Consider the following 14,151-nt stretch of genomic DNA (forward strand, 5'->3'; position numbering starts at 1 on the left):
AACAACGGCCAGTGCTTCGCACGCGACGGCGAAAGCGTCCGGATGGAAATTCGACCGGAGGACTGCCTCGTACTAGCTAGTCTAGCGCCGGAAACCTGAAAAAGGGCGGTCCTTAAAAATCCAGCAAATCATGTCATTCGCATTTGTGACGGAGACAATCCAGTGCTCTCGCCCAACAGCTTGATGCAATCACGAAACCCGCGAACACGTGCACAACATCAAGTCTGAGAAATGGCGGATCCCCTGCGATCTAACGGCGGCCTACCGCCTCGTAGCCCAATTCGGCATGGACGACCTAATCTATACGCATTTGTCGGCACGACTGCCTGGCAAGGAGCATCGTCTCCTCCTCAATCAGTACGGCATGATGTTCGACGAAATCACTCTGTCGCATCCAAGGCGGTCAGATGATCACTCTGCCGTCCCATGAAGTCGCTACTCAGACGGCGGCCCAGTTCAGCCAGGACCGCGGCTGGATTAACCGGCGCCCGTGGGCGGCGCTTAAGCGCCGCCTCGACCGCATCAGTCCGGACTACGCCACCTGACGGCCAGCAGCGCCTAGTGAGTCGGCCGTGAAGAATCTCCCAAGCGGTTGAGCGGGAGTCGATTTTGGAGCGGAGCGAGGTTTGAGATTGCAAGCTTTTGGGTTCGAAGGCCAAAAGCTTGCAATTTCATTTTTGCGATACCTTCGAATCGCTGGTCGTGATTCCGTGGTCGCATCGGACGGGACGATGCGACCGAAGGAACGACGGGACGGCGGACAGGCCGACCTTCTGCGCTCGCGGCTGGATGCGATCATCGACATGGACCATGCCCTGGTGAAGCTTTCGCGGACGATCGACTGGTCGTTCCTCGAGGAGCGGTTCGGTACGGTCTACGAGGACAAGTCGGGCCGGCCGCCGCTGCCGACGCGGGGGCGGAGTTCGAGAGGAATCAGCGCTTGATCACCGGTAATGCCAATGGGAAGAGCTTCATGAGTCGTGGCTCGGTCCGCTGCGGCGAGGCCCTTCTTCCAAGGCTTCTCCGTTCCGGTCAGTGTGGTGGCAAACTTCACGTTGCCTACGGTGGCGCGCACAACACTATTGGGCGTTATCATTGCGGCGGTAGCCAGATCAACCATGGCGGAGACCCATGCATCTCATTCGGCGCCCTGCGTATGGGTCGTACACAGTCATCGCACGTTTGCAGCCGCTCGGTTCAAGGCTGCGCTGGCTGCCATGGAGGCGCGCGTGAGCACGCCGAGAAGTTGCATCAACTTTAACTGGCTCTGGAGCAAGGGCGCTATGAGGCCACTCGTGCTCGTCGGCACTATGAGACCGTCGATCCCGACCATCGCTTGGTAGCCGGCAAGTTGGAGCGACGTTGGAATGAACGCCTGCTGGCTGTCCGGGCGCTCGAGGATGAGCGCGGTGCGTTTAGCCAAGCCGGAGACGACTCTGAGGGAGGCGAATCGCGAGCGATTACTCGCGCTCGGCTCCGAACGGTCACGATGATCAATCGAAAGCGCCATCCGTGCTGGCCTCCGATCCAGCACGAAGCTTGAATCAGATCCGCATCGGCGTGGTAATCCCTCGCGATTCAATCAGACCGGAAAATGCTCTCGAAGCTGAAAGTGCAATCGACTCCGCCACCTTCACGGCTGTATGGTGGCCAGGAAGAGGTGACGCAAGACTGCGAAGATATCGCTCGGCTCGCAGGAGGCGCTTTGCTCGCGATGTCGACCAGCTGTTATCGCGCCGCGCGCCAGCCAGCTTTGGCCTTCCGCAAGCCGGGTCCCGCCGCCACAAACCTCCTCGAAAGGGGTGAGCACCGAGCCCCTTCTCAATTAATTGAAATGGGCGAAGGCTAACCGCATAAACTGCCGCAACGCGGCCGCGCCTGCTCAGCCAGATCCCCCCGGGGGCGAAGTCCGAGCTATGCTGGAAAGTGGGTGATGACGGCCTGAGATAGGCGGCGTATCGAGGCGGGTGTCGAGCCGGCCAGAACCTCTCAAGGAGAGCGATACGCCATGAACGAGACTAGCAACATTGTCCCACTTCGTCAGCCCGAAGAGATCGATGATCCACTGACCAATATCCTGCGCGCGGGTGCGCGGCAGCTTCTGGCGCAGGCCGTCGAGGTCGAAGTCGAGACGTTTCTTGCCACCGTGAAGGATTTGAAGCTTGCCGACGGACGCGCCCGTGTGGTGCGGCAAGGTTTCGGCCCGACGCGAACGATCCAAACCGGGGTCGGCCCGGTCGAGGTCGCGCGAGCGAAGATTCGTGACCGTGGAGCGGCCAGCGATGGCGAGCGAATCCAGTTCAGCTCGGCGATCCTTCCGCTGTGGGCACGGCGGACCCGGAGCTTGGATGCGCTGTTGCCGGTGCTCTACCTGCGGGGCATCTCGACCGGCGATTTCCAGAAGGCGCTGACGGCGTTGCTGGGCAGGGACGCGCCCAACCTGTCGCCCGCGGTGATTTCCCGGCTGACGTCCGAGTGGCAAAGCGAATACGAGCGCTGGCAGAGGCGCGATCTGTCGGCGAGGCGCTATGTGTACGTGTGGGCCGATGGCGTCTTCCTGCAGGCCCGCATGGAAGACCACGGCGAGTGCATGCTGGTGCTGATCGGTGCGACGCCGGAAGGCAAGAAGGAACTGATCGGCTTTCAGGTCGGCGTGCGAGAGAGCGCAGAGCTGGCGCGAGCTCCTGATCGACGTCAAGCGGCGCGGGTTGCAGATCGCCCCGGAAATCGCCGTCGGCGACGGCGCGCTCGGATTTTGGAAGGCGCTCGACGAGGTCTTTCCCGGGACGCGGCACCAACGATGCTGGGTGCACAAGACCGTGAATGTCCTGGACAAGGTCCCGCTCTCGGTGCAGGCCACCATGAAGAAGGATCTGCGCGAAGTCTATTGGGCACCGAACCGGGCGTCCGCTGAAGCAGCGATCGATATCTTCGCCGAGAAATACCGCGCCAAATACGGCCGGGCTGTCGAATGCCTGATCAGGGATCGCGATGCACTGTTGGCCTTCTACGACTTCCCGGCCGAGCATTGGGATCATCTGCGCACGACCAACCCCATCGAGAGCGTGTTCGCAACCGTGCGGCACAGAACGGTGCGAACCAAGGGCTCGTTGTCGCCGACCACCGCCAGGCTGATGGTGTTCAAGCTGGTCACGGCGGCATCAAGGACCTGGCGGCGGCTCAAAGGCACAAATCAGTTGTCGAAGCTCATCGCCGGTGTCAGATTCAACGACGGCATCGAGGTCACCCAAATGCCGGCAACCCACGCCGCCTGATCACCTCGTCACCCAAAATCCCGCATAGCTCGCGAAGTCCTGCTGCCGATCGCCCATACGACAACGGCCTCATCGACCAGACCGTCGCCGACAATTTCGATTAACTGGCGCCCGCGAGGGGGCCGCGCCGCCGGATTTGCGCGCTCGAACAAGATCGAGCACACGATTGCGGCGTCTCAACCCGGACAAACGCAGCGCGCCGCTCGGACGAGCGAGATAACCTAGCTGACGGTCGAGATTCGGCGTCTGAGCCGGATTTTGGCAGGACATCTAACTTTTAAGGAGCCGCCAATGCCTCAAACCTTTCGAGACGCGAAGGCGTATCGCTCGATGCTTTTCGTTCCTGGCCAAAAGCTCGATTGGATGCTAAAGGCTCCGAAATATGGTCCGGATGCGCTGATCCTCGACCTTGAGGACTCGGTCCCGATCGCTGAAAAACCCGCTGCTCGGGAGGCCGTCAGGCAAGCGATTGGGCAGCTTTCCACCAAGTCTATCGGTCGCTTCGTGAGGCTCAATGGATGGCGAACGGGCTGGCTGGTAGGAGATCTCGACGCAGTTGTCGTCGATGGCCTCGACGGCGTGATGCTCTCCAAGATTGAAGACCCGGAGGATGTTGCCGCTCTGGACTTGGTTCTTGGCGAATTCGAGAGGTCTCGTGGCCTGCCGGTCGGCCGGATCGAGATCTGTCCGTACGCGGAAACCGCTGTGGCGATGTACAGGCTCTATGATCTATGCATGGCGTCTCCACGGGTGAAGCGCGCTGGCTCGGCTAGCGGGCCGCTGACAGGTGGCGACTCCTACCGGTCGCTTGGCCTGCAGTACGTTGATGAGCCTTCGGCTGAGGGGACTTGCTTTGGGGTGAATTCCGTACTGCAGGCCCGGGCCGCCGGAATCGTGCACGTCGAAGGCGCCATGACAACGAGGTTGGATGATCTCGACTTGGTACGGCGGATCGGCGAAAGGTCCAAGCGCCTGGGGGCGTCGTGGGCGTCGGCGATTCACCCTAGCCACATTCCGATCATCAACGAGGTCTACTCGCCGTCTCAGGCTGAGATTGTTGAGGCGCGCGCGATTGTGTCCGCCATGGCCGCAGCCGTCGCCCAGGGGCAGGCCGCGGTCCGGCACGGATCGACGATGGTTGACTATGCGCATGTTCGGTGCGCCATGACCCTTCTTAGAAGGGCAGAGGTAGCCGGGATTGACGTGGGTAACGTCCCGAAGCTTGAGGTCCCCGCGTATTAAACGCGATCGGAATCGCGGTGAACTCGCGGATCAAGCTGTGTCCTGCCGGGGTCGCTGTTACTTCTCTAATCGGAAAACCAGATGCGAAAAATCGCTAGCGCTCTTCAAGATATAGTTGTCCTCGATCTTTCGAGCTACGTCGCGGGGCCGTATGGCTGCGCGTTGCTTGGTGATGTCGGAGCCGAAGTCATTAAAATCGAGCCTCCAGGTGGAGATATGCATCGATACTATCCGTCAAATTTGGATGGAGAGTACAGAGCCTTCTTGGGAGTGAACAGGAACAAGCGCTCGATTGTTCTCAATTTGAAGCATGCTGAGGGGCGAGCCGCGTTCTATCGGCTGGTTGAGCAGGCTCATGTCGTCGTGCACAACTTCCGCACGGCGGTTCCTCGGTCGCTCGGCATCGACTACGAAACGTTAAGAGCTCGACGGCCCGATCTGATCTACTGCTCGCTGACGGGCTACGGAGACAACGGCCCTCTGCAGGATCATCCTGGTTATGACCAGATGCTGCAGTGCTTCACCGGCCTGGCCCATATCCAAGGGGGCAGCACAGAACAGCCGCAGATATTGCGCGGCTCGATCGTGGACTATTACGCGTCCTCTCTTATCGCTTTCGCTGTTTCGTCTGCGCTCGTCCATCGGACGCGGACAGGCGAAGGACAGCACGTGAAACTCTCCCTGATGCGCTCGGCGATCGCGTTACAGGCTGGCCGCTTCATATGGGCGGCGAGCGAATCGCGCTACGTGCCCAAAGAATCGGAGCCAGGTAGGGTCTCAGGAGCATTTCCGACCAAAGACGGCTATCTCTATCTGCAGTCGAGCACCCCCGCGTTTTGGAAGGCGCTCTGTGGCTTCATGGGATTTCCGGAGCTCGCGCAGGACTCCCGGTACGACACGGTCCAGAAACGGTATGACCATTCGGACGAGATCCTCCCTCGCCTCAAAGAAGCGCTGATGCGGCGCACTGCCCTCGAATGGGAGCAGTTGATGCTTGGCGAGGTGCCTTGCATCGCCGTTCGCACCATCGACGATATGTTCGACGATCCACAGATCTTGGCGCAGGAGCTTATCGTCGATCACGAGCACCCTCGCATCGGCAAATACCGCAGCATGGATAAGGCGGTGCAGATGGGGATCGGGGATAACTCAACTACACGCGCTCCAATGCTAGGCGAACATACTGACGAAGTGCTGGCGCGGTTTGGCTTCCGCGGCGACGAAATAACTGCGCTGCGAGCTAGTGGAACTGCAGCTTGATCGAGGAACGTGGCAAGGTGCGCTGCATTCCGCCGTCGTGCAGGCGATTGGCCAGCCAAATGCGAAAATCGGATCGACGACAACTGTCTCTGGTGTCGGCGCCGATCCAATGTTGCCCCTGCCGAGCGAACTTTGACTCGGGCCGGATGACGACGTTGCGTCCGCCGGCTGTGGACAACTGTAGCTTCCTGTTCTTTCCTAGGCTGAGTTGGCGGTCGTTCGTCGCGCGGGGGAGAACGCGAGGGCGTAGCCGTAGCAGTTTGCCCCCGGGCGCGGCGCTGTGTCACTCGGGCTTGCTGCTGGTGGACGGCGGCCTGCCCGCCTTGCATTCACTCTCGCGCGCACGGAAGCGCTTTTTCGTACTCGTCGGGGCCTGCGTGACGCGGTAGCTGTCGTTGCCAGTCTAGACGATGTGACAGTGGTGCGTGAGAGGGTGCAGCCGCGCCGTGGTCATCTTCGCTTCGCCGAACACGACAGAGTACCCCTATTTCGGAACGGGTCGTGTCTCACTTCACGATCACCGACCCGAATCATTTTCTGTTCGGGCACCGGCTTGGGTCCGGGATCGGTCCCGCCTACGTCGTTGTCGCGCTGCTGATGGACGGTGGCGGGCGCTTCGGATCGCGTCGACGATCTTGCCGAGACGCCGATCGCGTCTCGCCTGAACGCGGACGATCTGCCGCGCATCAGTGCACGTAAGCTGATCCCATTGATCCGACGTTTAAGCGCGAATCTGAGCCTTCTCGACGAGAAGGTAATTCCCGATGACCCACCGACCGGTTCCAGGTCGCGTTGCGTATCGACCCCTGCCGACGTTAGCAAATCCACCCGGCCCATCCGACGGCTGGCATTCCGCGTGCGCTCGCCTACAACGGCGACGGCGAGAAGGATGGGCTCGGGCTCTGGATCGAGCAGACCGAAGGCGCCACGTTCTGGTTGCGGGTCGTCAACTAGCTGAAGGTGCGCGGTGTCAACGACATCCTGATTGCCGTCGTCGATGGACTGAAGGGCTTCCCCGAGGCGATCACATCGGTCTACCCCGCAGACATTGGTGCAGACCTGCATCGTGCACCTGATCCGCGACAGCCTTGCCTTCCACCGCAAGGCGATCCTGCCCTCGATCAAGGCGATCTATCGGGCGGAGAGCGCCGACGCGGCGGCACTCAGGCTTGCGGAGTTCGAGGCCGAATGGGGCGAGCGCTATCCCGCCATCGGCGAGATCTGGCGCAATGCATGGGAGCACGTGGCCCGTACTTCGCCTTCGCGCCGGGCATCCGCAAGATGATCTACAAGACGGATGAGATGGACAAGCGATTTCTTCATGACCGAGACGACGACGACGAAAATCGCTGTAAGTCCATTCTTTTGTTCGGTCGCGCAGGCCGTTATTCTTCCGTCCCGGCCACCGATCACTCAGCCGCCGCGGGCAGGGCAGTCAAGGCTGGCCGCATTTGCGGCCGCCGCAAAGGCTTGGCCTTGACCGATCCGAGCACGGAACGGGACTGGCCTGGCTGGAAGCTGCCGTCAGCTGCGATTATGTTTGTTGGGCGCGGGCGACCTGGTGGCGAAGCGTGACGCGCATTGGCTGCAAGCATCACCGGACTGCCTATCTTGTCTTTCCAAACTGAGGCGCCCGCGGGCCGGTTTTTGGCCACCGCGCTTTCCATTGCGACATGAACCGTTCGTAGCTTCGCTACGCCTGGGCGGCAATCGACATCTCGCGGTCGCGCAGCGCCTTGATGTTGTAGGCATAGGCGGGTCCACGCCGGTTGCCTTCTGTTCGGATGTCCGGTTTGAAGTTGCGTCGCGCGGTCTTGTTGGCGACCAGCGCTGGGCGGCTGATGCTGCCGTGATGGGCAACTCCCAGTCCCGACTGCCGCACCCGCGGGTTCAGACCGAAATAGCTCACCAGCTTCTGCGGCCTGCTGAACTGGCTGATGTCGCCGATCGCCGCCACGATCCCGGCGGCGACCGCTAGGTTCAGCCCGGTGGTCGTCATCAATCTGTTGACCGCGGAATCGTCGATTACGTCCTGCGCGATCTCGCGGTCCAGCAGGGCCAAGTCTTCCCGCGAGCCGGTCGAGCTCACGAACGTGCAGATCGCCGCGCGCTCATCGTCCGGCAACTGTTGAGCGGCCAGCCACGCCCGACCGCAGGCGTTGAAAAGATCGGCATGCGAACATTTTGGGAGAAGCTGCGCATGCAGGATCGAATGCACTTCGCTCTTGAGCCGCGTGCGACGCCGCACGACTTGGTAGCGCCGCGCCACCACTCTACGTTTACGTTCCGTCTCCGCATCAGGCGTCCAGATCTGCTGCAGGTAGCCTGCCGCTTGCAGGCTGGCGGGTGTACCCGCGTCGATCCTGTCAATCTAGACGTGCGCCTGAGCGATCGCCTTCACCTGCAAAGGATTGGCGATAATCACAAGCGCCACGAATGGCGCCAGCACCCGCGACACCGCCATGCTATTCCCGGTCGTCTCGATCACCATCACCACTTCATCGGTCGACCGCAGACTCTTGCCCATTCCTTAAGGGCGGTCCGGGTCATGTCGACCCGGCCGGCATGTCGAAGGATGCCGTCTTCCCAGATTACCACCTCGCCGAAGGTTCGGTGAACATCAATACCAATCACGCGTGGCATCTGCGCGTCCTCCCTTTCGTTGATTATAGCGGGAGCGGCGGGCGACACGACAGCTACGGATTCGCGCTCTCAGCGCGACCGGGCGAGTGGCGGCCAGCTACTGACACGAGCTCTGGGCTCATCGCGTGCATCGGCCTGCCCGCACTTCGTGCTCCCGGTGCCTCTGTCCCGATGGTCGCACCATACGCCACGATGTAGAACACCGCAGCGGAACGTTGGGACCGAGAAATCTCATACCGGTTACCAACCCCATCGAAAGCGTGTTCGCGACCGTGCGGAACAGAACCGTGCGGACGAAAGGATCACCGTCGTCAACGACCGCCAGGCTGATGGTGTTCAAGCTGGTTATCACCGCATCCAAAACTTGGCAGCGGCTCAAAGGCACAAATCGGTTGCCGAAGCTGATTGCAGTTGTCAGATTCAACAACGGCATCGAGGTCATCCAATTGCTGGCAAACTACGCCGCCTGATCACCTCATCACCCAAAATCCCGCATAGCTCACGATTCGCGTCACGTAGGGGATACGGCAATCAGCCTGCGGTCCGTGCGCTGAGTCTTCGTGACCCGCCGCGACCGCGACCCGGAAGCCCATTAGATCCATCATTTCTCGTGCTCGGTCGGTGGTCAGTGCCGCATACCGCAGAAAACCTGCCTGCGCCCGCAGAAATTCGACGTTTTTGGCTCCTTTCCGCAGCTTTTAATTAGGTCAGTGCTTTATGCTTCCGACCCAAGGGCTTAATAAGCAGCCGCGACACTACAGTGGTCCATTCAGCGGCGCTAAGCCAACGGCGTCCACCCGGTGGCATCAGCAGGAGACGGGTCTACCAATGTTGCTGAGCGAAACATCAGCGAGAAGCGGGCGAGAGCGCGTCGCGGACGATATCTCCCGTTTTGAGCACGTGTCGCGGACGCATTTGGGACGCTATGTCAGTGGGGCGATTGTCATTGCGATCGGCGTCTGGATTGCCCTGGCGTTTGCTGGCGGTCAGATTGAATGGCCGATAGTTGGTCGCTACGTCACCGCTGATGTAATCCTTCGCGGCCTTGTCAACACGGTGGTGATGACGGTGTTGGCCATGCTGCTGGGCATAGCAATTGGGGTGACGGTTGCGGTCATGCGGCTGTCGACCAATCCGGTCGTCAATTGGGCGGCGAGCGGCTACGTGTGGTTCTTCCGCGGAACGCCACTTCTGCTGCAACTGTTGCTGTGGTTCAACCTTGCGCTGGTCTTTCCAAGGCTCGGTTTTCCGGATCTCTTCGAAGTGCGCACCGTCGAGGTGATCACGCCGTTTGTCGCAGCACTGCTCGGCCTGGGCATCAATCAAGGTGCCTATACGTCAGAGGTGGTGCGGGCCGGCTTGCTGTCGGTCGATCAGGGGCAATACGAAGCGGCAAAGGCGATCGGCATGCCCCGGCTGCAGGCGCTGCGTCGAATCATCTTGCCCCAGGCGATGCGCGTGATTCTCCCGCCGGTTGGCAACGAGACCATCGGCATGGTGAAGGGCACGTCCCTCGCGAGCGTGATCCAGTACTCTGAAATCCTGCACAGCGCTGAAAACATCTACTTTGCGAACAACCGCGTCATTGAACTCCTGATCGTCGCCGGGTTCTGGTACTTGGTCGTGGTCACGGTGCTGTCTTCACTGCAAACTCGAATCGAGCGGCACTTCGCACGCGGCGCGGGGCGTTCACTGAAGTCACGCTGATCGACGAGAAAAGTCATGAATCCGATTGTCAAGGCCGTTGGCCTGCGCAAGGCATACGGCACGTTCGAGGCACTCAAGGGCATTGATCTGGAGATCAATCGCGGCGAAGTGCTCTGCGTCATTGGCCCTTCGGGCTCGGGAAAGAGCACGTTTCTGCGCTGCATCAACCAGTTGGAAGTTCCATGTAGCGGTGCCTTGTGGGTAGATGGCGAACTGGTCGGCTACCGCCGTGTTGGCCACAAGATCTACGAACTTTCCGAGCGGCAAATCGCGCGACAGCGGCAGGTCACGGGCATGGTTTTCCAGCGCTTCAACTTGTTTCCGCACAAGACGGCACTGGAAAACGTCATTGAGGGGCCGGTTCAAGTACTCAGGCGCGACCGCAAGCAAGCCGAGGCCGAAGCCCGTGTTTTGCTCGCGCGCGTCGGTCTGAAGGACAAGTGCGACGCCTACCCGGTCGAGCTGTCGGGTGGCCAGCAGCAACGTGTGGCGATTGCGCGCGCGCTGGCGATGAAGCCGTCGCTCATGTTGTTCGACGAGCCCACCTCTGCGCTGGACCCAGAGCTGGTCGGCGAGGTGCTAGCCGTCATGCGCGATCTCGCGCGAACTGGAATGACGATGATCGTCGTGACGCACGAACTGGGCTTCGCCCGTGAAGTAGCAAGCCGGGTGCTGTTCATGGACCAGGGGCAGGTGATCGAAAGCGGGGCGCCCGCCCAGGTTCTTGGCAGCCCAGCCCACGCGCGCACGCGCGACTTCATCTCGGCCGTGCTCCGGTGACGTCGCAATCTACTGTATGGAAAATACGAAAGGAGACATTGACTATGCTCTCGAGAGCAGTGCGCATTGCAATCGGCGCGTTCACCATCGCGCTCGGACTTGCGGCAGGAAATGCCTACGCGCAATCCGGAAAGACCGTTATCAATGCGGCCGTGGACCCGAAATATCCGCCCTTCAAATTTAAGGACCCGGCGACCAACAAGATCATTGGATTTGATATCGATCTTTTGGATGCCATGGCGGCGAAACTTGGCTTGAAAGTTAACTGGATCGAAGACAGCTTTCACCAGCACCTCAGTACGATTCTAACGAAGCGTGCTGACGTTATAGTCGATATCGCAGATACGCCTGCGCGCCGAGAAAGCGTTAGCTTCCTAGATTACTACAATGAATACTCGGTATTCTTTGCGCTACGCGAGATCGCCGGCAGGTTCACGAACCAGGAAGCGCTATGTGGCAAACGTGTCTCAGTAGCACGCGGGACTTCTTGGCCTGCCCAAGTAGCGAGATGGAGCGATGAGCATTGCACCAACGCCGGCAAGCCTTCTGTCATCCTAGTCGAGAGCAGCACTGTGGCAGATGGCCGGATGCAGGTCAACCAGGGTCGCGTAGACGCGGTTGTAGCAGGAGCCGGTAGCATGGCCTACCAGAACACGCTCGAGGCTAATCGCTACTTGAGTGTCGCAAGGGTTAACCGAGGCGACTGGCAGGGAATTGGGTTCTCAAAGGATGACCCGGAACTTGGACAGGTGCTTAAGAAGGCGCTGACGGCCGTCATCGCCGACGGAACTTATAAGAATGTTTTGCGCAAATGGAACCTCCCGGACGATGATGTTCCCGAACGTGCCCTGATAAATGGTCAGCCCTGAAGTCTGAGCAGCGGTCGTAGATTGATCTTTTCAGCAGGGCGTGCCGGCTGCGCATTCCAGAGATGCGCCGAGTTAGTTTACCGCCAATTTGTCGACGTGACGACGCGCGATCGCAACGGTCGAAGAATAGACATTGTGCAGAGTGAGTTGCGCCGTCGAGCGGAGGCAGGCCTATCAGACAAGGCTCGAAGTCGTTCGCTCATTCGCGGATGTCGTACCGTCTGGACGGAGGACTCCGACTTGCCCATCCAAGTCGCCGTACGCGGCGGCAGTCGGACAGCAGATCATCGAGTTAGTTCAAGACTGACTCTTACCTAGCGAAGGAAACTAGCAATGAGGAGCAAAACGCCATGAAGGTGGGTGAAGCAATCGTAGAAATACTCAAACGTGAGGGCGTTGATGCAGTTTTCGCTTACCCTTTGAATTACATCACCGAGTACGCAGCGAACGCAGATGTCCGGCCTGTGATTTGTCGCGCCGAGCGCATTGCCGGCCACATGGCTGACGCTGTATCGCGAGTCACAAGCGGGCGTCGCATCGGTGTCTACCTCACACAACACGGGCCCGGCATCGAGAACGGCATGGGCGCTGTAGCTCAGGCGTATGGTGAATCCGTACCTCTGCTCGTATTGCCCATGGGCTACGCGCGCAAGAACACAAACGTCGAACCAAACTTCAGCGCTGTGGCTAGCCTGAGGACCTTCACGAAATCAGTGGAATCGATAATGTTCGGCACTGAAGTCCCAAACATTATGCGCCGTGCATTCTCACAACTTCGAAACGGTCGGGGTGGGCCGGTCGTAGTTGAAATTCCAATTGATGTTTGGAACGAAGAAGTACCGGAACCGCTCGATTATGAGCCGGTCGTCATCGCGCGCTGCGCGCCAGACCAGGGCGAGGTAATTAAAGCGGCAGAAATGCTCGTTGCAGCAAAGCGGCTTGTGATCTACGCAGGTCAAGGGGTTCACTATGCTCGCGCGTGGCCGCAACTGCAGCGCCTCTCAGAGCATCTTGGCGCGCCAGTGATGACCAGCCTTCAAGGGAAGAGCGCCTTTCCGGAAAACCATCCGCTCGCGTTGGGATCCGGAGGCGCCGCAATCTCCAAGACGGTCTATCACTTTCTGCAGAAGGCCGATCTCATTTTCGGCATCGGATGCAGCTTTACCGAAAGCGGGTTCGCCACCGCAATGCCCAAGGGCACGCCAATCATCCATGCGACCTTGGATCCAAAGCACTTAAACAAGGATGTGCGGGTGCAGCTGGGACTGCTCGGCGACGCCGAACTGACGCTAAAGGCGCTCTGTGATCAAGTCGAACAGCTTGTCCCCCACCGCCGCTCCTGGCGGTCAGTGCAGCAGGAGATCGCTGCGGTGCGTCAAGAGTGGATCAGCGAGTGGATGCCTAAGCTGACATCTGCTGAAGTGCCCCTGACTCCCTACCGCGTTATCTGGGACCTCATGCACACGGTTGATATTGACAACACCATCATTACACACGACGCGGGCACGCCGCGAGATGTTCTCTCCCCATTTTGGGTATCGACCAGCCCGCTAAGTTACATCGGCTGGGGCAAAACCACTCAGCTTGGTTATGGTCTGGGTCTAGCGATGGGAGCGAAATTTGCCCATCCGGACAAGCTATGTATCAATGTATGGGGCGATGCCGCTATCGGATTTACCGGCATGGATTTCGAGACTGCGGTGCGCGAGAAAATTCCAATTCTTTCTATCCTCTTTAACAACTTCTCGATGGCGATGGAGATCGATGTAATGGATATCTCCACGCGCAAGTTCCGCTCGACCGATATCTCTGGCAACTATGCGGCAATGGCGAATGCTTTCGGCGGTTATGGCGAACGCGTGACCGAACCCGAACAGATTGTTCCAGCCATCAAGCGAGGTATCGAGCAGACGCAGCGAGGCGTGCCAGCATTGCTTGAGTTTATAACCTGCAAAGAGACGGCGATTTCGCGGTTCGGTACGTCATACGCTCCGCCCGTTTCTGCGTCGGAAAAACGATAAGCGACGCAGCTTGGGACGGTTCAAAGTGAAGCTGAGCACGGCGGCTAGGCGCTATCTGGCAACAGGCCACGGCCCCGTGTTCGCAAGCTATCCGGCCGCCCACAACCTGGATAGCGCGCGCGGCGCCAGTCGAGGCCCTAGAGATTGTTGATGCGGTCGGCGAACAGATCACGGTGATTCACGTGACTGTCGACGGTGGGGTGCGGCAGCGAGACCCTGAGCTTTGGCGGTGGCGACCAAGGCCGTCTCTATTTTGATGATCTTCAACCACTAGACCAGATGGATGCTCGACATGACCAATCTTGTGGCTGATCTGACGGCAATTCTTGGACCGAATAGGATTCGTACCGGCGA

Annotated in this window: 10 protein-coding genes and 6 pseudogenes; 12 read left to right on the plus strand and 4 right to left on the minus strand. The window is 59.7% G+C overall.

The window, feature by feature from the left end:
- Positions 1–208 precede the first annotated feature (208 nt).
- Together Q2941_RS47475 and Q2941_RS47480 are read left to right on the plus strand one after the other, a co-directional pair.
- On the plus strand, positions 209–430 hold the full coding sequence (locus Q2941_RS47475) for a class II aldolase/adducin family protein (protein WP_458196930.1): 222 nt from the start codon (positions 209–211) through the stop codon (positions 428–430).
- A gap of 301 nt (positions 431–731) precedes the next feature.
- Positions 732–914 (plus strand): annotated as a pseudogene (locus Q2941_RS47480) (transposase); the annotation flags it as partial.
- Positions 915–1,171: 257 nt separating this feature from the next.
- On the opposite strand, the gene Q2941_RS47485 reads toward Q2941_RS47480, so the two are convergent.
- The gene (locus tag Q2941_RS47485) at positions 1,172–1,510 is read right to left on the minus strand and encodes a hypothetical protein (RefSeq protein ID WP_458196931.1); all 339 of its coding nucleotides are present in this window, start codon (positions 1,508–1,510) and stop codon (positions 1,172–1,174) included.
- Between the two features lie 498 nt (positions 1,511–2,008).
- Here Q2941_RS47485 and Q2941_RS47490 point away from each other — a divergent pair.
- From Q2941_RS47490 to Q2941_RS47500, 3 genes and pseudogenes are all read left to right on the plus strand, one after another.
- Positions 2,009–3,275: pseudogene (locus Q2941_RS47490) on the plus strand (IS256 family transposase).
- 291 nt (positions 3,276–3,566) lie between these two features.
- Positions 3,567–4,517 (plus strand): HpcH/HpaI aldolase/citrate lyase family protein, encoded by a 951-nt coding sequence (locus Q2941_RS47495; RefSeq protein WP_458196932.1) that lies wholly within the window; start codon positions 3,567–3,569, stop codon positions 4,515–4,517.
- An 81-nt stretch (positions 4,518–4,598) separates the two neighbouring features.
- The gene (locus Q2941_RS47500) at positions 4,599–5,777 is read left to right on the plus strand and encodes a CaiB/BaiF CoA transferase family protein (RefSeq protein ID WP_458196933.1); all 1,179 of its coding nucleotides are present in this window, start codon (positions 4,599–4,601) and stop codon (positions 5,775–5,777) included.
- A gap of 406 nt (positions 5,778–6,183) precedes the next feature.
- Here Q2941_RS47500 and Q2941_RS47505 read toward each other — a convergent pair.
- Positions 6,184–6,258: pseudogene (locus tag Q2941_RS47505) on the minus strand (IS21-like element helper ATPase IstB); the annotation flags it as partial.
- A 377-nt stretch (positions 6,259–6,635) separates the two neighbouring features.
- Between Q2941_RS47505 and Q2941_RS47510 the strand changes: the two are divergent.
- Both Q2941_RS47510 and Q2941_RS47515 read left to right on the plus strand, forming a co-directional pair.
- Positions 6,636–7,085, plus strand: a pseudogene (locus Q2941_RS47510) (transposase); the annotation flags it as partial.
- A complete protein-coding gene (locus tag Q2941_RS47515; protein ID WP_458196939.1) occupies positions 7,059–7,352 on the plus strand; it encodes a hypothetical protein in 294 nt (97 codons plus the stop codon). The pseudogene Q2941_RS47510 and the gene Q2941_RS47515, both read left to right, overlap by 27 nt.
- A gap of 118 nt (positions 7,353–7,470) precedes the next feature.
- Here Q2941_RS47515 and Q2941_RS47520 read toward each other — a convergent pair whose 3' ends face one another.
- On the minus strand, positions 7,471–8,049 hold the full coding sequence (locus Q2941_RS47520) for a transposase (protein ID WP_458196934.1): 579 nt from the start codon (positions 8,047–8,049) through the stop codon (positions 7,471–7,473).
- A gap of 99 nt (positions 8,050–8,148) precedes the next feature.
- Positions 8,149–8,304, minus strand: coding sequence for a hypothetical protein (locus Q2941_RS47525; RefSeq protein ID WP_458196935.1), 156 nt, complete (start codon positions 8,302–8,304; stop codon positions 8,149–8,151).
- 358 nt (positions 8,305–8,662) lie between these two features.
- Between Q2941_RS47525 and Q2941_RS47530 the strand changes: the two are divergent.
- The 5 genes and pseudogenes from Q2941_RS47530 to Q2941_RS47550 form a co-directional block, all read left to right on the plus strand.
- Positions 8,663–8,890: pseudogene (locus tag Q2941_RS47530) on the plus strand (IS256 family transposase); the annotation flags it as partial.
- A gap of 358 nt (positions 8,891–9,248) precedes the next feature.
- Positions 9,249–10,127 (plus strand): amino acid ABC transporter permease, encoded by an 879-nt coding sequence (locus Q2941_RS47535; RefSeq protein ID WP_458196936.1) that lies wholly within the window; start codon positions 9,249–9,251, stop codon positions 10,125–10,127.
- Positions 10,128–10,142: 15 nt separating this feature from the next.
- Entirely contained in the window at positions 10,143–10,907 is a 765-nt protein-coding gene (locus Q2941_RS47540; RefSeq protein ID WP_458196937.1) for an amino acid ABC transporter ATP-binding protein, read from the plus strand.
- Positions 10,908–10,951: 44 nt separating this feature from the next.
- Positions 10,952–11,776, plus strand: a complete 825-nt coding sequence (locus Q2941_RS47545; protein WP_458196938.1) for a transporter substrate-binding domain-containing protein — start codon at positions 10,952–10,954, stop codon at positions 11,774–11,776.
- A gap of 332 nt (positions 11,777–12,108) precedes the next feature.
- Positions 12,109–13,797: pseudogene (locus Q2941_RS47550) on the plus strand (thiamine pyrophosphate-requiring protein); the annotation flags it as partial.
- Positions 13,798–14,151 lie beyond the last annotated feature (354 nt).

The sequence above is a fragment of the Bradyrhizobium sp. UFLA05-153 genome (assembly GCF_054185185.1).

Bases quoted from the DNA above. Each gene is read 5' to 3' on its own strand.
- Q2941_RS47515 (WP_458196939.1), top strand. From the start codon at position 7,059: ATGATCTACAAGACGGATGAGATGGACAAGCGATTTCTTCATGACCGA.
- Q2941_RS47500 (WP_458196933.1), top strand. From the start codon at position 4,599: ATGCGAAAAATCGCTAGCGCTCTTCAAGATATAGTTGTCCTCGATCTT.
- Q2941_RS47540 (WP_458196937.1), top strand. From the start codon at position 10,143: ATGAATCCGATTGTCAAGGCCGTTGGCCTGCGCAAGGCATACGGCACG.
- Q2941_RS47525 (WP_458196935.1), bottom strand. From the start codon at position 8,304: ATGGGCAAGAGTCTGCGGTCGACCGATGAAGTGGTGATGGTGATCGAG.
- Q2941_RS47495 (WP_458196932.1), top strand. From the start codon at position 3,567: ATGCCTCAAACCTTTCGAGACGCGAAGGCGTATCGCTCGATGCTTTTC.
- Q2941_RS47535 (WP_458196936.1), top strand. From the start codon at position 9,249: ATGTTGCTGAGCGAAACATCAGCGAGAAGCGGGCGAGAGCGCGTCGCG.
- Q2941_RS47485 (WP_458196931.1), bottom strand. From the start codon at position 1,510: ATGGCGCTTTCGATTGATCATCGTGACCGTTCGGAGCCGAGCGCGAGT.
- Q2941_RS47545 (WP_458196938.1), top strand. From the start codon at position 10,952: ATGCTCTCGAGAGCAGTGCGCATTGCAATCGGCGCGTTCACCATCGCG.